Annotated in this window: 18 protein-coding genes and 1 tRNA gene; 7 read left to right on the plus strand and 12 right to left on the minus strand. The window is 67.1% G+C overall.

The window, feature by feature from the left end; genetic code table 11:
• Positions 1–50: 50 nt before the first annotated feature.
• The 3 genes from G342_RS0101050 to mnmA all read right to left on the minus strand — a co-directional run bounded on the left by G342_RS0101050 (position 51) and on the right by mnmA (position 2097).
• Positions 51–127: transfer RNA gene (locus G342_RS0101050), tRNA-Met, on the minus strand.
• Positions 128–207: 80 nt separating this feature from the next.
• Positions 208–897, minus strand: coding sequence for a class I SAM-dependent methyltransferase (locus G342_RS0101055; RefSeq protein WP_018181244.1), 690 nt, complete (start codon positions 895–897; stop codon positions 208–210).
• 9 nt (positions 898–906) lie between these two features.
• Complete coding sequence (gene mnmA / locus G342_RS0101060; RefSeq protein WP_026303993.1) at positions 907–2097, minus strand: tRNA 2-thiouridine(34) synthase MnmA; 1191 nt, start codon at positions 2095–2097, stop codon at positions 907–909.
• 342 nt (positions 2098–2439) lie between these two features.
• Between mnmA and sciP the strand changes: the two genes are divergently transcribed.
• Positions 2440–2715: a CtrA inhibitor SciP gene (gene sciP / locus G342_RS0101065; protein WP_026303994.1), complete on the plus strand. Its 276-nt coding sequence runs from the start codon at positions 2440–2442 to the stop codon at positions 2713–2715.
• Positions 2716–2967: 252 nt separating this feature from the next.
• On the opposite strand, the gene G342_RS0101070 is transcribed toward sciP, so the two are convergent.
• Complete coding sequence (locus G342_RS0101070; protein ID WP_018181247.1) at positions 2968–3669, minus strand: metal-dependent hydrolase; 702 nt, start codon at positions 3667–3669, stop codon at positions 2968–2970.
• A gap of 159 nt (positions 3670–3828) precedes the next feature.
• Between G342_RS0101070 and G342_RS0101075 the strand changes: the two genes are divergently transcribed.
• Both G342_RS0101075 and ruvX read left to right on the plus strand, forming a co-directional pair.
• A complete protein-coding gene (locus G342_RS0101075) occupies positions 3829–4443 on the plus strand; it encodes a YqaA family protein (protein ID WP_018181248.1) in 615 nt (204 codons plus the stop codon).
• A gap of 10 nt (positions 4444–4453) precedes the next feature.
• Positions 4454–4969 (plus strand): Holliday junction resolvase RuvX, encoded by a 516-nt coding sequence (ruvX, locus tag G342_RS0101080; RefSeq protein ID WP_018181249.1) that lies wholly within the window; start codon positions 4454–4456, stop codon positions 4967–4969.
• Here the strand turns inward: ruvX and G342_RS0101085 are convergent.
• The 3 genes from G342_RS0101085 to topA form a co-directional block, all read right to left on the minus strand.
• A complete protein-coding gene (locus G342_RS0101085) occupies positions 4948–6591 on the minus strand; it encodes an acyl-CoA dehydrogenase family protein (RefSeq protein ID WP_018181250.1) in 1644 nt (547 codons plus the stop codon). The two genes, ruvX and G342_RS0101085, sit on opposite strands and share 22 nt — an antisense overlap.
• Positions 6592–6789: 198 nt before the next feature.
• On the minus strand, positions 6790–9180 hold the full coding sequence (gene rnr, locus G342_RS22860) for a ribonuclease R (protein WP_018181251.1): 2391 nt from the start codon (positions 9178–9180) through the stop codon (positions 6790–6792).
• A 134-nt stretch (positions 9181–9314) separates the two neighbouring features.
• Positions 9315–12080, minus strand: coding sequence for a type I DNA topoisomerase (gene topA, locus G342_RS0101100; RefSeq protein WP_026303996.1), 2766 nt, complete (start codon positions 12078–12080; stop codon positions 9315–9317).
• 240 nt (positions 12081–12320) lie between these two features.
• Here topA and G342_RS25080 point away from each other — a divergent pair, with 240 nt between their 5' ends.
• Positions 12321–12593, plus strand: a complete 273-nt coding sequence (locus G342_RS25080; RefSeq protein ID WP_026303997.1) for a hypothetical protein — start codon at positions 12321–12323, stop codon at positions 12591–12593.
• On the opposite strand, the gene dprA is transcribed toward G342_RS25080, so the two are convergent.
• The 4 genes from dprA to G342_RS0101125 form a co-directional block, all read right to left on the minus strand.
• Entirely contained in the window at positions 12594–13766 is a 1173-nt protein-coding gene (dprA, locus tag G342_RS0101110; protein ID WP_018181254.1) for a DNA-processing protein DprA, read from the minus strand.
• Between the two features lie 4 nt (positions 13767–13770).
• On the minus strand, positions 13771–14388 hold the full coding sequence (gene plsY, locus G342_RS0101115; protein WP_026303998.1) for a glycerol-3-phosphate 1-O-acyltransferase PlsY: 618 nt from the start codon (positions 14386–14388) through the stop codon (positions 13771–13773).
• A gap of 73 nt (positions 14389–14461) precedes the next feature.
• Positions 14462–15784 carry a dihydroorotase gene (locus G342_RS0101120; protein ID WP_018181256.1) on the minus strand — a complete coding sequence of 441 codons (1323 nt, stop codon included), beginning with the start codon at positions 15782–15784 and terminating at the stop codon, positions 14462–14464.
• A gap of 7 nt (positions 15785–15791) precedes the next feature.
• Positions 15792–16748: an aspartate carbamoyltransferase catalytic subunit gene (locus tag G342_RS0101125; RefSeq protein WP_018181257.1), complete on the minus strand. Its 957-nt coding sequence runs from the start codon at positions 16746–16748 to the stop codon at positions 15792–15794.
• A gap of 209 nt (positions 16749–16957) precedes the next feature.
• Here G342_RS0101125 and G342_RS0101130 point away from each other — a divergent pair, with 209 nt between their 5' ends.
• The 3 genes from G342_RS0101130 (at position 16958) to rpmG (ending at position 18973) form a co-directional block, all read left to right on the plus strand.
• On the plus strand, positions 16958–17407 hold the full coding sequence (locus G342_RS0101130; RefSeq protein ID WP_018181258.1) for a DUF983 domain-containing protein: 450 nt from the start codon (positions 16958–16960) through the stop codon (positions 17405–17407).
• A 132-nt stretch (positions 17408–17539) separates the two neighbouring features.
• The gene (locus G342_RS0101135; protein ID WP_018181259.1) at positions 17540–18718 is read left to right on the plus strand and encodes an MFS transporter; all 1179 of its coding nucleotides are present in this window, start codon (positions 17540–17542) and stop codon (positions 18716–18718) included.
• 87 nt (positions 18719–18805) lie between these two features.
• Positions 18806–18973 (plus strand): 50S ribosomal protein L33, encoded by a 168-nt coding sequence (gene rpmG, locus G342_RS0101140; RefSeq protein WP_018181260.1) that lies wholly within the window; start codon positions 18806–18808, stop codon positions 18971–18973.
• Between the two features lie 409 nt (positions 18974–19382).
• Here the strand turns inward: rpmG and G342_RS0101145 are convergent, their stop codons facing one another.
• Entirely contained in the window at positions 19383–19754 is a 372-nt protein-coding gene (locus G342_RS0101145) for a response regulator (protein ID WP_018181261.1), read from the minus strand.
• Between the last annotated feature and the right edge of the window lie 9 nt (positions 19755–19763).

Here is a 19763-nt window from a genome sequence, read left to right on the forward strand (position 1 = left end):
AAAGGCGCCTCGGAGGGCGCCTTGCAACGTACTGATCTCATTGAGAGATTTGGTAGCGGAGGAGGGACTTGAACCCCCGACACGCGGATTATGATTCCGCTGCTCTAACCAGCTGAGCTACTCCGCCCCAGGACCGGCGCGCCGCGCCGGCTGGAATGGCCCGCTTATAGGGAGCGGGGCCAAGCCCTGTCAAGCATCGACAGCGCTTCACACACGCTCGAATACGAGGAGTGTGAAAAACCCGATCGGACCGACCCGCCGGCGGTCGACCAGACGCAGGTCGGAACGGCCGAGAATGCGGCCAATGTCGAAATCCATGTGCCAGCCGAGCGAGGCGGAAAGCGGCGCCAGCGTCTCGCCGAGCCAGCCGCGCCAGCCCTTCTGTTCCGGAAAATGGCTGACCAGCACAACGGCGCCGCCCGGCCGGGTGACGCGGGCGAGCTCGCCCATCACCGCCTTCGGATCCGGCACGACCGTCAGGACGAACATGGCGACGGAGGTGTCGAAGCTGCCATCTGCCATCGGCAAATCGCCGGCGTCGGCCACTTCCAGCGCCTCGACATTGTCGAGCGGGCCGGTGGTGACGCGCTCGCGGGCGATGTCGAGCATCTCCGGCGAGAGATCGATGCCGGTGATGCGGTGGTCGGCGCGGTAATGCGGCAGGGAGATGCCGGTGCCGACGCCGCATTCAAGGATTCGGCCGGCCGGCAGCTCGTTGACGAAGGCGACGGCGGCGCGGCGGCCGGAATCGAAGACATAGCCGAAGACCCGGTCATAGACGGGCGCCCAGCGGGCATAGGTGCTGCGGACGGCGCTCTCGTCGATCCGCGCCGAACGCTTGCGGTTGTCGGCGAACGACTTCCACTTGCGGGCGACGTCCTCAAAAAATTCTGGCATTGCTCTCCCTCAAGCTGCTGCGACATGGTCGGGCACGATCAGGCGCCGGAGCGCTGCCTCGGCTTCGCCATCCCGTTCGGCGCGCGCGATCCAGCCTCCGCCGAGAACCCGCGCGCCCTCCCCTTCGCCCGCATAGAACACGCAGGCCTGGCCGGGTGCGACACCCGTCTCGCCATCGATCAGCGACACCTGCGCCTCGCCGTTCTCGACGACGATGCGCGCCCGCTGCGGCGCCCGCGTCGAGCGGACGCGGGCGAAGATCTCAATGCCGTCGGCGCCGATCGCCTCGAGCGGCGCGTCGCCCAGCCAGTTGACGTTGCGCAGCACCAGCCGGCGGGCGGCGAGCGCCTCGCGCGGGCCGACGATGACGCGCTGCCGGCGGGCATCGAGATGGATGACATAAAGCGGATCGGCGGCGGCGACGCCGAGGCCGCGCCGCTGGCCGACGGTATAGTGGATGATGCCCTCGTGACGGCCGATGACGCGGCCATCGAGATGGACGATGTCGCCGACTTCGGCGGCGCCCGGCTTCAGCCGCTCGATGACGTCGGAATACTTGCCGCTCGGCACGAAGCAGATATCCTGGCTGTCATGCTTGTCGGCGATCTCGAGCCCGAGCTCGCGCGCGATCTCGCGCGTTTCCGGCTTGGTCAGCCGGCCGAGCGGAAAGCGGATGAAATCGAGCTGCTCGGGCGTCGTCGCGAACAGGAAATAGCTCTGGTCGCGGTCGAGATCGGCCGGGCGGAACATGCCGCGATGGCCATTGTCGAGCAGACCGCTGCGGACATAATGGCCGGTCGCCAGCGCCGCCGCGCCGAGTTCGCGGGCCGTGGTCAGGAGATCGGAGAACTTGACCGTCTGGTTGCAGGAGACGCAGGGGATCGGCGTCTCGCCGGCGATGTAGCTCTCGGCGAAGCGATCGATCACCGACTTGCGGAAGCGCTCCTCATAGTCGAGCACGTAGTGCGGGATGCCGAGCCGCTCGGCGACGCGCTGGGCGTCGTGAATGTCCTGGCCGGCGCAGCAGGCGCCCTTGCGATGCGTCGCCTCGCCATGATCGTAGAGCTGCAGCGTCATGCCGACGACGTCGTAGCCCTCGCGTTTCAGGAGACCGGCCACCACGGAAGAATCGACGCCGCCCGACATCGCGACGACGATGCGCGTGTCCTCGGGGCGGCCGGGAAGATCGAGACTGTTCAACATGGTGGTCACTGCTTTGCCGTGTCGCCGCACGATTCTTTTTTCAAAGCAGCGGCTGGAACGCGTGAGGCGGCTACGCCGCGTTAGGGCCGGACTATAATGTCGATCGCGTCATCTTCAAGGCGCGAGTGCCCCGCAAACCCGCCAAAATGCGAGGGAAAGGCCGGGAAACCGGCACGATCCGGCCGTTTCTTCGCCCCGCAAACGAGAGCAATCCGCCATTCGGCGGCCGGTTGCAGGTCGTTGCAAACCTTACCGAATGATTGCCGACGGTTTAGCCAATTTTTAAAGCCGACGTCGTAGTCTCGCTTTCGACAAGGTCAGGTTGAGTGTGAGAGTAGAATGACCGATCAAATGCGTCCGCGCGTCAAATACGTCATCGGACCGGACGGAAGTCCGCTTACGATTGCGGATCTGCCGCCGCGTGACACGAAGCGTTGGGTTATTCGCCGTAAGGCGGAAGTTGTCGCGGCGGTGCGGGGGGGCCTGCTCAGCCTTGAAGAGGCGTGTCAGCGTTATACGTTGACCGTCGAGGAGTTTATCTCCTGGCAGCAATCGATCGACCAGCACGGCCTCGCCGGGCTCAGGACGACGCGGATTCAGCAATATCGCCAATAGATCGCCGGCCGTTACCCCGGCCGAGCCACAAGAACCGAAAAGGCCGGCGTTTCGCCGGCCTTTTCTTTTTTGCGACCGTGACGGAGAGCTCCCCTTCCTTCGCCACCCTCCGCCGTCATCCTCGCGAAAGCGAGGATCCATTCAGCCGAGGCGCGGGGAGGCTCGCTTTCCTATCAACCCGGCTGAATGGATCCCGGGTCTCCGCCCGGGATGACGCCGAGCTGCGGGTGGGTGTTGGCGCTAACCGCCCCCTCAGAGCGTCAGTGTCTCGCCGACCGCCGGCACTGCCACCTTCGTCTCGGCACCCTGCATGGCGGCGACGAACTTGTCCGCCGTCGCGTCGATCAGCGGAAACGTGCCGTAATGGCAGGGGATAACCGTCTCGAAATGGAAGAAGCGGCGCGCCGCCAAGGCGGCGACGGCGCCGCCCATGGTGAAACGGTCGCCGATCGGCAGGATGCCGATCTTCGGCTGGTAGATCTCGTCGATCAGCGCCATGTCCGAAAAGATGTCGGTGTCGCCAGCGTGATAGAGCGTCTTCTCGCCCTTGGCCGCGATGACGAGGCCGTGCGGATGGCCGAGCGAATGCGACACGCCGTTTTCGTCGAGCGTCGCGGACGAATGATGCGCCACCGTTAGCGACACGCGAAACGCACCCTGGTCCGTCGTGCCGCCGGAATTCATCGGATCGACCTTGGCGACGCCCTTGCGCGCAACGAAATCGGCGAGATCGGCGTCGGCGACGACCTTGGCGCCGGTCGCCTTGGCGATCGCCACCGTGTCGCCGAGATGGTCGCCATGGCCATGCGTCAGCAGGATATGGGTGAGGCCGCGCGTCCAGCGCGCCGTATCGCCGGCGAAGGCGGGATTTCCCGTGAAGAACGGATCGATCAGGATGACGGCGCCGTCGATCTCCAAATGAAAGGCGGAATGGCCGAGCCAGGTGAGCTGCATGATGTCGCGTCGTCCTTCTGTCGCGGTTCTGTCGGGATTTTCCGTCTCAATATGGCGACACGCGCCGAATTGACCAAGCCGCGCCACCCGGATGCTTGCCGCGCCGGGCGTGATCCTTGATAAGGGCGGGACCAATCGACCGGAGGGAATGGGACGGACATGGAAGCGAGCGCCTCAGAGATCCGACGTCGCGGCGTGATGAAGCGCCTGTTCGACCGGATCATGGTCATGTCCGCCGGGCCGCATGCGCTGTGGTTGCTCGCCGTGGTCTCCTTCACCGAAGCGTCGTTCTTCCCGATCCCGCCCGATCCGATCCTCGCCGCCATCGTGCTGGCCCGGCGCGAGCGCGCCTGGATCGCGGCGCTGGTCTGCACCGTCGCCTCCGTCGTCGGCGGCTTGTTCGGCTATGCCATCGGCTATGGCCTCTACGAGACGATCGGCGCGCCGGTCATCGCCTTCTACAATCTGCAGGAAGCCTTCCACACCTTCCAGCTGCGCTTCGACGAATGGGGCGGCTGGATCATCGTCGCCAAGGGACTGACGCCGATCCCGTTCAAGCTGGTGACGATCGCGTCGGGTGTCGCGCACCTGAACCTCTGGACCTTCGTCATCGCCTGCATCATCACGCGCGGCTTGCGCTTTCTCGTCGTCGCCGGGCTGTTCTATGCCTTCGGCCCGCAGGCGCGCGCCCTGATCGACAAGCATTTCTCCACCGTGATGATCGTCGGCACGATCCTCGTGATCCTCGGCTTCGTCGCCGTCATCTACATCTGAAGGCGACACCATGGCCGGCACGATCCTCGACCTGACCGAACTCGAGCAGGCGCTTCCGCCGGCCGCAGCCCTGATCGGACTCGATCTCGGCACCAAGACGATCGGCGTCGCCATCTCCGATCTCGGCCGGCGCATCGCCTCGCCGCTGGTGCTGATCAACCGCGTGAAGTTCACGCAGGACGCCGAGGCACTGATCAAGCTGATCGGCGAGCGTCAGGTCGCCGGCATCGTCATCGGCCTGCCGCTCAACATGGATGGTTCGGAAGGGCCGCGCGCCCAGGCGACGCGCGCCTTCGTGCGCAATCTCTTGCCGAAGATCGAGATCTCGGTGTCGTTCTGGGACGAGCGGCTGTCGACGGTCGCCGTCACGCGGACCTTGCTCGAGGCCGATACCAGCCGCAAGCGGCGCGGCGAGCTGGTCGACAAGATGGCGGCCGGCTTCATCCTGCAGGGCGCGCTCGACCGCATGCAGAAGCTGAAGCGCGACCGCGACGAAGCGTCCGATCAGACCTTCGGGCAGATATAGTCGACAAAGGCGCGCGCATCGAAGCGGGCGTCGAGCATGCCGTAGGTCGAACGCCACGGCTTGCCGAGACGCGATTCCAGAAAGGCATCGGCGACGACGGCCGGGAAGCGGCGGCGCATCGCGGCGGCGGCCACCGTCATGGCGAGCTGCTCGACCAGGATGCGGGCCGAGCCCTCGTCCGCCAGGCCGACGGCGGTCGCCGCCCGCAGCACGTTGAGCGTCGAACGCGCCGCCTGGCCGAGGCCGTCCTCGATCACCCGAAGCACCGCCTCGAGCGAATCCGACGAACGGCGCAGGATGCGCATCACGTCGAGGCAGAGCGTGTTGCCGGGGCCGTCGGCCAGCGCCGGCGCCAGCGCGTCGCGATAGAGCCGCGCCAGGTGGTTTTCCTCGACATAGCCATTGCCGCCGACGCATTCGATCGCCTCGGCGACGATCGACGGCGTCACCTTGGTGATCCAGTACTTGACCACCGGCGTCATCAGCCGGGCAAAGGCTGCCTCGACCGGATCGTCATGCGAGCGGTCGACGGCTTCCGCCAGGCGGAAGGCGAGCGCCGCCGAGGCGGTGACGTCGAGCGCCATGTCGGCGAGGACGCGGGTCATCAGGGGCTGGTCGAGCAGCGGCGCGCCGAAGGCGCGGCGATGGCGGGCATAATGCACCGCCTCCGACAGCGCGGCACGGGCGATGCCGGCCGACGTCAGCGCGCTGTCGACGCGGGTCAGCGTCACCGTCTCGTTGATGGTCGAGACGCCGCGTCCCGCCTCGCCGACGAGGAAACCGGTCGTGCCGGGGAATTCGACTTCGGCGACCGCGTTGGAGCGCGTGCCGAGCTTGTCCTTCAGCCGCGTCAGCCGGATCGGGTTGCGCTTGCCGTCGGGCAGGAAGCGCGGCACCAGGAAGAAGGAGAGACCCTCCAGCGTCTGCGCAAGCACCAGCAGCGCGTCGCTCATCGGCGCCGAGACGAACCATTTGTGGCCGACGAGCCGGTAGCTGCCGTCACCGAGCGCATCGGCGCGCGTGGTGTTGGAACGCAGGTCCGAACCACCCTGCTTCTCGGTGGTGGCGAAGGCGAACAGCGCGCCCGCCTTCTGCGCCGCCGGGATGACACGCGAATCATAGCGGCGCGAGCGGATCATCGGCAGCCAGGTTTCGGCGAGCTTCGGCGCATGCGCGAGGGCCGCGACGCTGGCGCTGGTCAGCGACATGGCGCCGACATGACCGGCCTCGACCTGCGCCGTCATGTAGATGCGGGCCGCGCGCGCCACGGCGCGAACGCTCGCCTCGTCGCCGCTGGCGTCCCAGATCGACGCCTGCAGGCCGGCGGCGACGCTGCGCCGCATCAGGGCGTGATAGGCCGGGTGGAATTCGACCAGGTCGGCGCGCTTGCCGGTCGCGTCATAGGTCTTCAGGACGGGCGGCACGTGGTTGGCGAGACGGCCGAGATCGGCCATTTCCGCCGATCCCCATTGCGCGCCATGCGCCGCCAGCCCCTCGACGACCGGACGCGGCAGGCCCTCGACAAGGGCGGCGAGCACCGGGTCGGACGCATAGAGGTTCGCGCCGACGCGGAACGCGACCTGGTTGTTGACTTCGTGCGTCTCGTAATCCGGCGAAACCATGCGACTCCCTGCCCCGTCCTCGGCCCGCGTCCCTTATGGCCCGCCAAGGTTAATAGGGGCAAAAGGCGCGGGTGTCTTGCCTCAAGACGATGAGATTTACCGAGATCCCGCTGCTTCGATCGGAAACGACGGGATCCCTAACTCTTTGTTTGGGCGCAGGAACCGATCCGGAATTCGACGATCCCGGCCGATCCTGCCTCAGCGGCGCTTGCCTCCCGGCCTTCCCTTGAACGAACCGCCTGCCGGCCGGCCGCCGCGCCCCCGGAACGCGCCGCTATCCGCCACCTTGCGCTCTCCCTTGGGCAGCATCTTGCCGTCGGACATCAGCTCGAAGCGAAGCGCGCCGGCGACCGGCGCCACTTCGACCAGCTTGACCTCGACCGCGTCGCCGAGACGGAACATCTCGCCGGTCCGCGAACCGATCACGGCCTGGCGGGCCTCGTCGAACTGGTAATAGTCCGAACCGATCGAGCCGATCGGCACGAAGCCGTCGGCACCGGTCTCGTCGAGCTTGACGAACAGGCCGGCCCGGGTAACGCCGGCGATGCGGCCGTGGAAATGCGCGCCGATCCGGTCGGCCAGCCAATGCGCGACGAGACGGTCGATCGTCTCGCGCTCGGCCGCCATGGCGCGACGCTCGGCGCCGGAGATCTCCTGCGCGATCGCCTCGAGATCCTTCTCCATGCCGTCCTGCAGACCGCCCTCGCCCATCTCCAGCGAACGGATCAGGGCGCGGTGGACGATCAGGTCGGCATAGCGGCGGATCGGCGAGGTGAAATGGGCGTAGCGGCGCAGATTGAGGCCGAAATGGCCGATATTCTCCGGGCTGTAGATCGCCTGGCTCTGCGAACGCAGCACCACCTCGTTGACGAGGGCGGCGTGCTCGCTGTCCTTCACCCGGTCGAGGATCAGGTTGAAGTGGCTCGGCCGGAGATTGCCGCTCTTCGGCAGGTTCATCTCGATCGAAGCGAGGAACTCGCGCAGCGCCTCGAGCTTGGCCAGCGACGGCGCGTCATGCACGCGATAAACTAGCGGCGAACCCTTGCGCTCCAGCGTCTCGGCGGCCGCGACGTTGGCCTGGATCATGAACTCCTCGATCAGCTTGTGCGCGTCGAGACGTTCGGGAACGACGATCCGGTCGATGCCGCCATCGGCGCCGACGATCACCTTGCGCTCCGGCAGGTCGAGATCGAGCGGCTCGCGGTTGTCGCGGCCGCGCTTCATCACGGCATAGGCCGCCCAGAGCGGCTTCAGGATCGGCTCCAGCAGCGGCCCGGTCTTGTCGTCCGGGCGGCCGTCGATGGCGTCCTGCGCCTGGCTGTAGGCGAGCTTGGCCGCCGACCGCATCATGATGCGGTGGAACCAGTGGAACTTCTTCTTGCCCTCGGCGGTGAACTGCATCTTCACCGCCAGCGCCGGGCGGTCCTCGCCCTCGCGCAGCGAGCAGAGATCGTTCGAGATCCGCTCCGGCAGCATCGGCACGACGCGATCCGGGAAATAGACCGAGTTGCCGCGCTTCAGCGCCTCGCGGTCGAGGGCCGAGTTCGGCCGCACATACCAGGCGACATCGGCGATCGCGACGGTGACCAGATAGCCGCCGGGATTCTCGGGATCGGGATCCGGCTCGGCATAGACGGCGTCGTCATGATCCTTGGCGTCGGCGGGATCGATGGTGACGAGCGGTACCTCGCGCCAGTCTTCGCGACCGCCGGAGATCTTCGCCGGTTTCGCCTTCTCGGCGTCGTCGAGAACCTGCTGCGGGAAGATATAGGGAATGTCGTGCGCGTGGATGGCGATCATCGAGACCGCCTTCTCGCTCGACATGTCGCCGATGATCTCGACGACGCGGACGCGCGGCGGGCCGTAGCGCGTGGCGCGTTTCGGCTCGACGGAGACGAGATCGCCGTCCTTGGCGCCGTTCAGATCGTCCGGCTCGACGTCGGCTTCCTTCTGCTTGCGGTCGACCGGCTCGATGCGGGCGCCGCCGGGCGTGATCCGTACGACGCCGAGGATCGAGGCGGCCCGCTTCTCGAGCACCTTGATGATGCGGCCGGTATGGGCGAAGCCCGTCTCTTCGAGATCGGCGGGATCGACATGGGAGAGCACGCGGTCGCCGATGCCGGGCGCGGGAACCAGCGGCTTGCCGCGATTGGCGCGGATCAGGACGCGCGGCGCATCGCCATGATCCCTGTCCCAGTTGACGGGCTGGGCGACGAATTCGCCGTGTTCGTCGCGCTCGACGATGAGAAGGACGGTGACGGGCGGGATATCGCCCGGACGGGTCAGCTTCTTGCGGTTCTTCTCGACGAGACCGTCCTCGCTCAATTCCTTGAGCGTGCGCTTCAGCGCGATGCGGGCACCGCCGGAAATGCCGAAATGCTTCGAGATCTCGCGCTTGGTCGCCTTGCCGGGGTGCTCGGCGATGAAGGCGAGGATCGCCTCGCGCGACGGCATGCCGTTGGCGGGCGGGGCGACGGGGGCCACGGGCTTGCCGGAGGCCTTGGCGAAGGCGGCGGAACGCGTCGCGGATCTCGCGCCGGGCGTCCGGACCTTGGCGGCTTTGGGGGGAGTTTCTGGCTTCTTGGCCAAGTAAATAATGTCCAGTTCGGAATGGGGTGTGGATGGGGCGGAAGCCCCTCCTCTCCCAGGGGGAGAAATGAGAATGGCCGGCCGCGCCACTTCTGGCAACAGCCGGCCTCGTTAACGCGTCCCGGGACGAGCGCCTATTCGACGTCCGCCTCGGTGCTTGCCTTCTTGGCCGCGGCCTTGGTCGCAGCCGGCTTCTTCGCCGCCGGCGCCTTCTTGGCGGCGGCCTTCTTGGCGGGAGCCTTTTCGGAAACGCCGTCCTCGGCCGCGACCTTGGCGGCGGCCTTCTTGGCCGGTGCCTTCTTCGCGGTCGCCGCAGCCTTCGGCTTCGCCGCCGCGCGCGTCTTCTTGACCGGTGCCTTGCCCGCCTTCTCGGCGATCAGGGCGACAGCCTCGTCGAGCGACACGGTTTCCGGCGGCAGCGTCTTCGGCAGCGTCGCATTGACGGCGCCGTGTTTGACATAGGGGCCGTATTTGCCCGCATGCACGGTGATCGGCCCACCCAATGTCGGGTGGTCGCCAAGCGTCTTCAAGGGCTCGGCGCCGGCCCGAGCCGGACGTCCGCCCCGCGCCTTCTTCTCGGCGATCACCGCGACGGCGCGGTTGATGCCGACCTCGAAGACCTCTTCGACGCTTTCAAGGTTGGCGTATTTGCCGTCATGCAACAGGAACGGACCATACCGGCCGATACCGGCCTGGATCGGCTTGCCGTCTTCGGGATGCAGGCCGACCTCGCGCGGAAGCGACAGGAGCGCCAGGGCCTTTTCAAGCGTAAGGCTCGCCGCATCCCACCCCTTGGGCAGGCTCGACCGCTTCGGCTTTTCCTTGCCCTCGGGCTCGCCGAGCTGGACATAGGGACCGAAACGACCGGTGCGCAGCGTCACCTCGAGATCCGTCGCCGGATCCTTGCCGAGGACCTTCGAACCGTCGGCGCCGAGAACGGAACCGTTCTCGCCATTCTCGCCCGGTGTTGCGTCGTCGCCCGACGCCACCAGCTGGCGGGTGAAGCGGCATTCCGGATAGTTCGAGCAGCCGATGAAGGCGCCGAACTTGCCGAGCTTCAACGACAGGCGACCGGCGCCGCAGGACGGGCAGGCGCGCGGGTCGCCGCCGTCGGCGCGGGCCGGGAAGATGTGCGGGCCGAGCAAATCGTTGAGCGCGTCCAGGACCTGCGTGACACGCAGTTCCTTGGTCTCGCCGACATCGGCTGCGAAGCGCTGCCAGAATTCGCGCAGCACGTCCTTCCAGGCGATCTCGCCGGCCGAGATCTGGTCGAGCTTCTCTTCCAGATCCGCGGTGAAATCATATTCGACATAGCGCGAGAAGAAGCTTTGCAGGAACGCCGTGACGAGGCGGCCCTTGTCCTCGGGCACCAGGCGCTTCTTCTCGATCCGCACATATTCGCGGTCCTGCAGCACGCCAAGCGTCGCCGCATAGGTCGAGGGACGGCCGATGCCAAGCTCTTCCATCCGCTTCACCAGCGTCGCCTCGCTGTAGCGCGGCGGCGGTTCGGTGAAGTGCTGGGTGGCGGCGATCGCCTTCTTGGTCAGGACCTCGCCCTTCTCCATGCGCGGCAGACGGCCTTCATCGTCGTCGCCGTCATCGTCCTTGTCCTCATTATAGAGGGCGAGGAAGCCGTCGAAGGTCATGACCTGGCCCGAGGCGCGCAGATCGATCTTGCGACCGCCGGCATCGACGAGGATGTCGACCGCGGTGCGCTGCATCTCGGCCGATTCCATCTGGCTCGCGACCGTGCGCTTCCAGATCAGCTCGTAGAGGCGGGCCTGGTCTTGGTCGACATAGCGCGCGACCTCGCGCGGGCGGCGCTGCGGATCGGTCGGACGGATCGCCTCGTGCGCTTCCTGGGCGTTCTTCGCCTTGACCTGGTATTTGCGCGGCGCGCCGGGCAGGTGCTTGGCCGAGAAATCCTGGCCGATGACGCCGCGCACGGCGGCAACGGCTTCCGGCGCCATGTCGACGCCGTCGGTACGCATATAGGTGATGAGACCGACCGTCTCGCCGCCGATGTCGACGCCTTCATACAGGCGCTGCGCCAGCTGCATGGTGCGGTTCGGCGCGAAGCCGAGCTTGCGGCTCGCCTCCTGCTGCAGCGTCGAGGTGGTGAAGGGCGCGAAGGGATGGCGCTTGGCCGGCTTCGATTCAATCTCGGCGACCTGATAGCGGCCGGCATCGAGGGCGGCCCGGAAGGCCTCCGCCTCCTCGGCCGTGCCGACGTCGAGGCGGCTAATCTTCTTGCCGTCGGCGCCGACCAGGCGGGCCTGGAACTCGTCGCCGCGCGGCGTCGCCAGCGTTGCCAGCAGCGACCAGTATTCGCGGGGCTTGAAAATCTCGATCTCGTTCTCGCGGTCGCAGACGAGGCGGAGCGCCACCGACTGCACGCGGCCGGCCGAACGGGCGCCGGGCAGCTTGCGCCACAACACGGGCGACAGCGTGAAGCCGACCAGATAGTCGAGCGCGCGGCGCGCCAGATAGGCGTCGACCAGAGCCTCGTCGATCGGGCGCGGGTTCTTCATCGCCTCGAGGACGGCCTGCTTGGTGATCGCGTTGAAGACGACGCGCTCGACCGGCTTGTCCTTGATCGCCCGCTTCTGCTTCAGCACCTCCAGAACGTGCCACGAGATCGCCTCGCCTTCGCGATCCGGATCGGTTGCGAGGATGATGCGGTCAGCGGCCTTGGCGGCGGCGGCCATGTCGACCAGGCGCTTGGCGGACTTCGGGTCCGCCTCCCAGCTCATGGCGAAATCCTCGTCCGGCAGCACCGAGCCGTCCTTGGACGGCAGGTCGCGGACGTGACCGTAGGAAGCCACGACCTGGTAGGACGAGCCTAGATATTTGTTGATCGTTTTCGCCTTTGCGGGCGATTCCACGATGACGAGATTCATCAATGCCATTTACGAAAAGGCCGAACGGGCGAAGGGCCCGATCCGGCGAGGAATTGGAACGAGGCGGATTTCCGCCGATCCCACGAGGGTGGGCGCAATCGGGCTGGACAATCCCGGAAAGCACCTTGCCTGTCAATGAAGGGCTCATTTGGCAACTGCGCGATCAGTCAGATTGCATATAGTTCAAAAACGGAACTATATTCTTGCTAGTCGAATTTAACCGGGTCGAGGTCACGGAATATGGCGTTGCCGTTCGAGGATGCAAGCGCCGCGACGATGGCGCTGACCGAGCCCATCGATACGCGGCAATTGACCGTATCCGGCTACTTGGCCGAAATGGCGAGGGATCTGAAGGTCCTTGCCACCAATGCAGACCTCTCCCTCCTCGCCTATCTCCTCTCGGTCGCCGAAGAGGAAGCCCGCTCCACCAACCGCGCCTTGCGCAACCAGGTGGCAATGCCGGCCGAGGCGAAAGTCCCCGATCCCGTTCCGGCATCGCAGGACGCCCCCTAGTCAGGACGCCCCCTGGTCCAGCAGCGACACACGCTGTCCGGCATGCCGTTCGATCCGCCCGGCCAGGTCCAGTTCCAGCAGCAGGACCTGCACGACGCCCGCCGCGAGGCCCGTGCCTCGAATCAGGGCATCGATTTCCGTCGGCACCGGCCCCAGGCCCTCGATCAGCAGATCCCGGTCGCGATCGCCCGGATCCGCCCGCTCCGCCAAGCCGGCCGCATCCGGCCCGCCCCCTCGCCAGACCGCTGCCAACGGCTCCCGCGTCAGCATCGGCGCGACGATTTCCAGGATGTCGGCGGCGCCCGTCACCAGATGGGCGCCCTGCTTGATCAGGCGATTGGCGCCGGCGGCGCGCGGATCGAGCGGCGAACCGGGCACGGCGAACACCACCCTGCCCTGCTCGCCGGCGAGCCGCGCCGTGATCAGCGATCCCGAACGCTCGGCCGCCTCGACGACGACGACGCCGGCGGCGATGCCGGAGACGAGGCGGTTGCGCCTCGGGAAATCCCGCGCCCGCGGCTCCCAGCCGAGCGGCATTTCGGAGAGATGGACACCGCCGGACGCCAGGATGCGATCGGCGAGTGCTGCGTTCTCCGGCGGATAGAGCCGGTCGAGCCCGCCGGCGAAGACAGCGACCGTGCCGGATGCGAGCGCCGCCTCATGCGCCGCCGCGTCGATGCCGCGCGCCAGCCCGGAGACAATGACATGGCCGGCCTCCCCCAGATCGCGCGCCAGCAGCGCCGCCATGCGCCGACCGGCGATCGAGGCATTGCGGGCGCCGACGATGGCGATGGCGGGACGGGAGAGGATGGCCGGATCGCCGCGAATGGCGACCAGCGGCGGCGCGGCGTCGATCTCGCGCAGCCAGGCGGGATAGTCCGGCTCGGGAACGGCGAGGAATCGTCCGCCGGCGCGGGCGAGCGCTGCCAGCTCGCGCTCCGCTTCACCGGCCCCGGCGACGCGCACCCGGCGACCACTGCGCGCGGCGAGATCCGGCAGGCCGGCGATCGCCTCGGTGGCGGAGCCGAAATGATCGATCAGGCCGCGAAACGTCACCGGACCGACATTCTCGCTGCGGATCAGGCGCAGCCAGGCCAGAAGCTCGTCGTCGGCGAGGCGTTGCGCATCGGTCAGGCGGTCGGCGCGGGGTGGATCGTCGGCCCCGCGCGCCATCCCGTCAGCCCTTCTGGCCGATCCGGCTTTCGCTGCCGGAGAGGAGCCGGCCGATATTGGACCGATGCTTGTAGCAGAGGATCAGCGTCAGCACGGCGAACAGCAGCGCCTTGGGATAGTCGCCGACGGCCAGCAGCGTCAGCGGCACGGCGACGCTGGCGATCAGGGCGGCCAGCGACGAATAGCGGCTGAAATAGGCGACGGCGAGCCAGACGGCGGCGAACAGGATGGCGATCGGCCAGGCGAGGCCGATCAGCACGCCGAGAAACGTCGCGACGCCCTTGCCGCCCTTGAAGCCGAGCCAGACCGGGAAGACATGGCCGATGAAGGCCCCGAAGCCGGCGAGGATCGCCGCCTCGGCTCCCCAGAAATGGCCGGCGAGCAGCACGGCGGCCGTGCCCTTCAGCGCGTCGCCAATCAGCGTCGCGGCGGCCAGCTTCTTGTTGCCGGTCCGGAGCACATTGGTGGCGCCGATATTGCCGGAACCGATGGCGCGGACATCGCCGAGACCGGCGGCGCGGGTCAGGATCAGCCCGAACGGAATCGATCCGAGCAGATAGCCGAGCACGAGCGCCGCGAGCACGAGCGGCGTGCTGAGATCCCAGCCGAACGGCTGCGACATGGTCATTCCCCCGAACTCAAATCCTATGGCGCGGACGCCGGCTCGCTGTGGCCGACGCCGGGCGCGTCCCCCGTCAGCCGGCAGCGTAAGCGTAGACGGTGCGGCCCGCAACGATTGTCCGGAGCACCCGGCCCTCGAAGCGCGCGCCCTCGAACGGCGTGTTCTTGGAACGCGAGCTGAGCTTCTCGCCGTCGCAGACCCACGGCATGGCCGGGTCGACGAGGATGATGTCGGCCGGCGCGCCCGGCGTCAGCCTTCCGCCGGGAAGCCCGAGCAGGTCGGCCGGACGGGTCGACAGCGCGCGCGCCACCGCGAGCAGATCCGCCTCGCCATTGTTGACGAGCCGCAGCCCGACCGCGAGCAGGGTCTCGAGGCCGACCGCGCCATCCGCCGCTTCCGCGAAGGGGTGGCGCTTGGTGTCGACGTCCTGCGGGTCATGGCTCGAGACGATGACGTCGATGGTGCCGTCCGCGATCCCTTCGATCATCGCCTTGCGGTCATCCTCGGAGCGCAGCGGCGGCGACAGGCGGAAGAAGGTCCGGTACGGCCCGATGTCGAGCTCGTTCAGCGCCAGATGGGTGGCCGAGACGCCGCAGGAGATCGCCAGCCCCGCCTTCTTGGCGCGGCGGATGATCTCGAGCGACTCGGCGCAGGAGATCTGGGCGGCGTGATAGCGCCCGCGCGTCAGCGCCGCGAGGCGGACGTCGCGCTCCAGCATGATGATTTCGGCTTCCTTCGGAATGCCCGAGAGCCCGAGTCTCGTCGCCGTCTCGCCCTCGTTCATCACGCCCGAGCCGGTCAGGTCCGGATCGGCCGGGTGATGCATGATCAGCGCGCCGAAATCGCGCGCATAGGTCAGCGCCCGGCGCAGCACCAGCGCATTGGTGATCGAATGACGGCCCTCGGTAAAGCCGACGGCGCCGGCTTCACGCAGCAGGCCGAATTCCGTCATCTCGCGGCCCTTGAGCCCCTTGGTGACGGCGGCCATCGGCATGACGCGAACCAGCGTCGTGTCGCGGGTGCGGCGCGCGATGTAGTCGACCAGCGCCACGTCGTCGATCACCGGATCGGTGTCGGGCATGGTGATGATCGTGGTGACGCCACCGGCGGCGGCGGCATGGCCGGCCGAGGCGAAGGTCTCGCGATGCTCCGCGCCGGGCTCGCCGACGAAGACGCGCATGTCGATGAGGCCGGGCATGACGACCTTGCCGCGACAATCGACGATCTCGGCGCCATCGGGACGGGGAAGCGCGTCGGCTTCGGGGCCGGCGGCGACGATCTCGCCATCGGCGATGATCACGGTGCCGGCGGCGTCAAGCTTGCGCGACGGATCGATGACGCGGGCATTGGTGAGGACGAGCGGACGCTCGCTCGGGTTCAGGCGCTCGGAGTTCATATCGCCCTCATCCGTTTGGAAGGTTCTGGGCCAGTGCCTCGAGCACCGCCATGCGGACCGCGACGCCCATCTCGACCTGGTCGCGGATCAGGCTCTGTGGCCCGTCGGCGATGGCCGAGTCGATCTCGACGCCCCGGTTCATCGGGCCGGGATGCATGACCAGCGCATTGGGCTTGGCGAAGGCCAGCTTCTCGGCATCGAGGCCGAAGAAGTGGAAATATTCTCGCACCGACGGCACGAAGGAGCCGTCCATGCGCTCGCGCTGCAGGCGCAGCATCATGACGATGTCGGCGCCGGCGAGGCCCTTGCGCATGTCGGTGAAGATCTCGACGCCAAGGCGGTCGAGCCCCTTCGGCAGCAAGGTCGACGGGCCGATGCAGCGGACCCGCGCGCCGAGTGCGTTCAAAAGCATGATGTTCGAGCGGGCAACGCGCGAATGCAGGATGTCGCCGCAGATCGCCACCGTCAGGTCGTGGATCGGCCCCTTGTGGCGGCGGATCGTCAGCGCATCGAGCAGCGCCTGGGTCGGGTGCTCGTGCGCGCCGTCGCCGGCATTGATCACCGAACAGCCGACCTTCTGCGCCAGGAGGTGCACCGCGCCGGCGGCGTGATGGCGGACCACCAGGATGTCCGGGTTCATCGCGTTCAGCGTCATCGCCGTGTCGACGAGCGTCTCGCCCTTCTTCACCGAGGAGGAGCCGACCGACATGTTCATGACGTCGGCGCCGAGGCGCTTTCCGGCGAGCTCGAAGGAGGACTGCGTCCGCGTCGAGGCCTCGAAGAACAGGTTGATCTGGGTGCGTCCGCGCAGGACGGATTTCTTCTTCTCGACCTGGCGGCTGACTTCGACGGCCTGTTCGGCGAGATCGAGAAGGGCGATGATCTCCTCGGGCAGGAGACCTTCAATGCCTAGCAGGTGGCGTTGCGCGAACACTGCGGCGGGACTTGATTTGAGCGCGTTCATTTGAAGCGATCCCTATATTGAGAGTCGTCCCGGGCGACAAGGCCGCGGGGCTCGTTCAACCGTCTTTTGTCGCGCTGCCCGGCCACGCCGCCTGTCTGCCGCCATCGCCCGCAAAGGGCAAGCCGCCTCCGCCACCGACGCGGTGGATTGCCGCGTCGGCTTGTACCACGGGACGCAGTCGCGATATCAACCGCGACGAGGAGAAGCGCATGAACGAATGGATCAGTAGTTCGGCTGCGGTGGCGCGACCCAAACGCGCGTTGTGGCAAGCGCTGGGCCGAGGCTTCACGTGCCGGTGCCCTGCCTGCGGCCAGGGCCGCCTGTTCCATCGCTATCTCAAGGCGGTCGACCATTGCGACGCCTGCGGCGAGGACCTGTCGCACCAGCAGGCCGATGACGCGCCGCCCTATTTCACCATCACCATCGTCGCCCACATCGTCGTGCCGCTGATGCTTCTCGTCGAGATGACGTGGCATCTGTCGAATATGACGCATCTGGCGATCTGGCTGCCGCTGACAGCCTTGCTCACCATCGGCCTGCTCCAGCCGGTCAAGGGATCGGTCGTCGGGCTACAATGGGCGCTGTACATGCACGGCTTCGACCCGGACGGCGATCCGGACGAGCACGGTCTCGCGCCGCGAGCGCCGGACAGCCGCTAGTCGTTCCCTCTCGACCCCGGCCGGCGCAGCGTCTAGAAGGGCGCCGTCATTGCATGACCGGGCCCCTCCGGCGTCCGGCACCGCAAGCCTCCGCAATCCAAGACTCCGCATCCAGTTCTCCGAGGCGAATACATGACCATGGCACCCGAGCGACGGACCGATGGCGGCGGCACGATCGGACTCGTGGCGGCCATCGGATCGGTCGCCGCTGTCGGCCTCGGCTTCTCGATTACCCTGCCGCTCCTGGCGCTGACGCTGGAAGACCGGGGCATCTCGTCGACCTGGATCGGCCTCAACACCGCGACCTGGGGCCTGGCCGCGATTGCCATCACGCCCTTCGTTTCGAAGCTGGCGGCGCGAATCGGCACCGCCCAGCTTCTGGCGCTGGCGATCCTGCTGCTGGCGGCGACGCTGCCGCTCTTCTACCTCTCGCCGTTCTGGGCCTGGTTCATCCTGCGTCTCGTCGCCGGCGCCGCCATCACCATCACCTTCGTGCTGTCAGAATTCTGGATCAGCTCCGCCGCGCCGCCGGCCCGGCGCGGCTTCGTCATGGGACTCTACGCCTCGATGTTGTCGGGCGGTTTCGCGCTCGGGCCGGTGATTCTGTCGCTGACCGGCACGCGCGGCATGCTGCCCTTCGCCGTCGGCGCCATCGTTCTGACACTCGGCGTCCTGCCGGTTCTGGCCGGAATGCGCGTCGCGCCGCGGCTCGACCATCGCGAGAAGCACGCCTTCCGCAAATATCTGTTCCTGGCGCCCGCGGCGACGGGAGCAGCCCTGCTGTTCGGCACGATCGAGAGCGGCGCCTTCGCGCTGCTGCCGATCTACGGCCAGCGCGTCGGCCATGCGCGCGATCTCGTCATCCTGCTCGGCATCGGCGTGACGGTCGGCAACATCCTGCTGCAGATGCCGATGGGCATGCTGTCGGACCGGATGGACCGGCGCCGGCTGCTGACCATCATCGCCGCCTTCGGCCTGCTCGGCGCCGCTGTGCTGCCGGTGGTGGCTGGGTCGTTCTGGCCCTTCATGATCGCGCTCGGCCTCTGGGGCGGCGTCATCGGCTCGCTCTATACGGTGGGCCTCGCCCATCTCGGCTCGCGCTTCACCGGCGCGGACCTCGCCGCCGCCAATGCCGCCTTCGTCTTCTGCTACTCGCTCGGCGGGCTGATCGGCCCTGCCACCCTGGGTGTCGCCATGGACATCTGGAATCCGCACGGCTTCGCCGTCGGGTTCGGCGCGTTCTTCGCCGCCTATCTGCTGATGCTGATCATTCGCATGGGACGAACGCGCCGCGCGCAGAACCTTTCTTGACTTTCGATCCTGAATCCGTAGGGTGCGCGCACAAAGGCGCCGGGCCAGTTCTTGCTACGCTGCGCGCAACAATTTTGAGGTTTGACCATGGCCAAGGCCACCACGATCAAGATCAAGCTCGTGAGCTCCGCTGACACCGGCTTCTTCTACGTCACGAAGAAGAACTCGCGCACCATGACCGAGAAGTTCTCGGCCAAGAAGTACGACCCGGTCGCGCGCAAGCACGTCGAGTTCCGCGAAGCCAAGATCAAGTAAGATCGGTTTCATGACTTTCGAAAAAGGCGCCGCTTCGGCGCCTTTTTTGTTGGGCGGATGATGGCCGGGGTGCCTGGCGACCTCAGAGCCATCGACATTGACGGCAGAGAAGTCTGCAGCCCCACCCCCGCCGTCACCCCGGACGCAGCGGAGATCCCGAATCCATTCCGCGGAAGCCGAATGGATTCGGGACCGGGTACAGACCCGCCTCGTCGGCCCGAGCTATCGATCGAAGAACGCGGCTGCATGGATCCCCGCCTGCGCGGGGATGACGCCGAGGGTGGATAGTCGGCTGGGCAGCGCACAAGTCGCCTTCGGCGGCGCCGCGGGTCGAAACTGTCCCGATAGCCCTCGCCCGGAGGCGCGCGCGTCCCCATCCCACGGGAGAGGCTCCAGCCGGGCCGATGACTCAATTGTCGCCGATATAGGTCTTTACCGTCTCGATGAACTTGCCGATCGAGATCGGCTTGGAGAGATAGGCCTCGCAACCGCCCTGGCGGATGCGTTCCTCGTCGCCCTTCATGGCGAAGGCGGTGACGGCGATGATCGGGATGACGCGCAATTCGTCGTCCTCCTTGATCCATTTCGTCACTTCCAGCCCGGAAACCTCCGGCAGCTGGATGTCCATCAGGATCAGGTCGGGACGATGCTTGCGGGCAAGGTCGAGCGCTTCCAGACCATTGCGGGTCTGGATGATGTTGTAGCCATGCGCTTCGAGCAGGTCGTGGAAGAGCTTCATGTTGAGCTCGTTGTCTTCCACCACGAGAACGGTCTTTGCCATTCGCCCCTT

Source organism: Kaistia granuli DSM 23481, assembly GCF_000380505.1.
Classification (GTDB): domain Bacteria; phylum Pseudomonadota; class Alphaproteobacteria; order Rhizobiales; family Kaistiaceae; genus Kaistia; species Kaistia granuli.

Excerpts from the sequence above, each read along its gene's own strand:
- G342_RS0101055 (WP_018181244.1), bottom strand. The coding sequence starts at position 897 with ATGCCAGAATTTTTTGAGGACGTCGCCCGCAAGTGGAAGTCGTTCGCC.
- sciP (WP_026303994.1), top strand. The coding sequence starts at position 2,440 with ATGACCGATCAAATGCGTCCGCGCGTCAAATACGTCATCGGACCGGAC.
- G342_RS0101070 (WP_018181247.1), bottom strand. The coding sequence starts at position 3,669 with ATGCAGCTCACCTGGCTCGGCCATTCCGCCTTTCATTTGGAGATCGAC.
- G342_RS0101075 (WP_018181248.1), top strand. The coding sequence starts at position 3,829 with ATGGAAGCGAGCGCCTCAGAGATCCGACGTCGCGGCGTGATGAAGCGC.
- ruvX (WP_018181249.1), top strand. The coding sequence starts at position 4,454 with ATGGCCGGCACGATCCTCGACCTGACCGAACTCGAGCAGGCGCTTCCG.
- G342_RS0101085 (WP_018181250.1), bottom strand. The coding sequence starts at position 6,591 with ATGGTTTCGCCGGATTACGAGACGCACGAAGTCAACAACCAGGTCGCG.
- topA (WP_026303996.1), bottom strand. The coding sequence starts at position 12,080 with ATGAATCTCGTCATCGTGGAATCGCCCGCAAAGGCGAAAACGATCAAC.
- G342_RS25080 (WP_026303997.1), top strand. The coding sequence starts at position 12,321 with ATGGCGTTGCCGTTCGAGGATGCAAGCGCCGCGACGATGGCGCTGACC.
- dprA (WP_018181254.1), bottom strand. The coding sequence starts at position 13,766 with ATGGCGCGCGGGGCCGACGATCCACCCCGCGCCGACCGCCTGACCGAT.
- plsY (WP_026303998.1), bottom strand. The coding sequence starts at position 14,388 with ATGTCGCAGCCGTTCGGCTGGGATCTCAGCACGCCGCTCGTGCTCGCG.
- G342_RS0101120 (WP_018181256.1), bottom strand. The coding sequence starts at position 15,784 with ATGAACTCCGAGCGCCTGAACCCGAGCGAGCGTCCGCTCGTCCTCACC.
- G342_RS0101125 (WP_018181257.1), bottom strand. The coding sequence starts at position 16,748 with ATGAACGCGCTCAAATCAAGTCCCGCCGCAGTGTTCGCGCAACGCCAC.
- G342_RS0101130 (WP_018181258.1), top strand. The coding sequence starts at position 16,958 with ATGAACGAATGGATCAGTAGTTCGGCTGCGGTGGCGCGACCCAAACGC.
- G342_RS0101135 (WP_018181259.1), top strand. The coding sequence starts at position 17,540 with ATGACCATGGCACCCGAGCGACGGACCGATGGCGGCGGCACGATCGGA.
- rpmG (WP_018181260.1), top strand. The coding sequence starts at position 18,806 with ATGGCCAAGGCCACCACGATCAAGATCAAGCTCGTGAGCTCCGCTGAC.
- G342_RS0101145 (WP_018181261.1), bottom strand. The coding sequence starts at position 19,754 with ATGGCAAAGACCGTTCTCGTGGTGGAAGACAACGAGCTCAACATGAAG.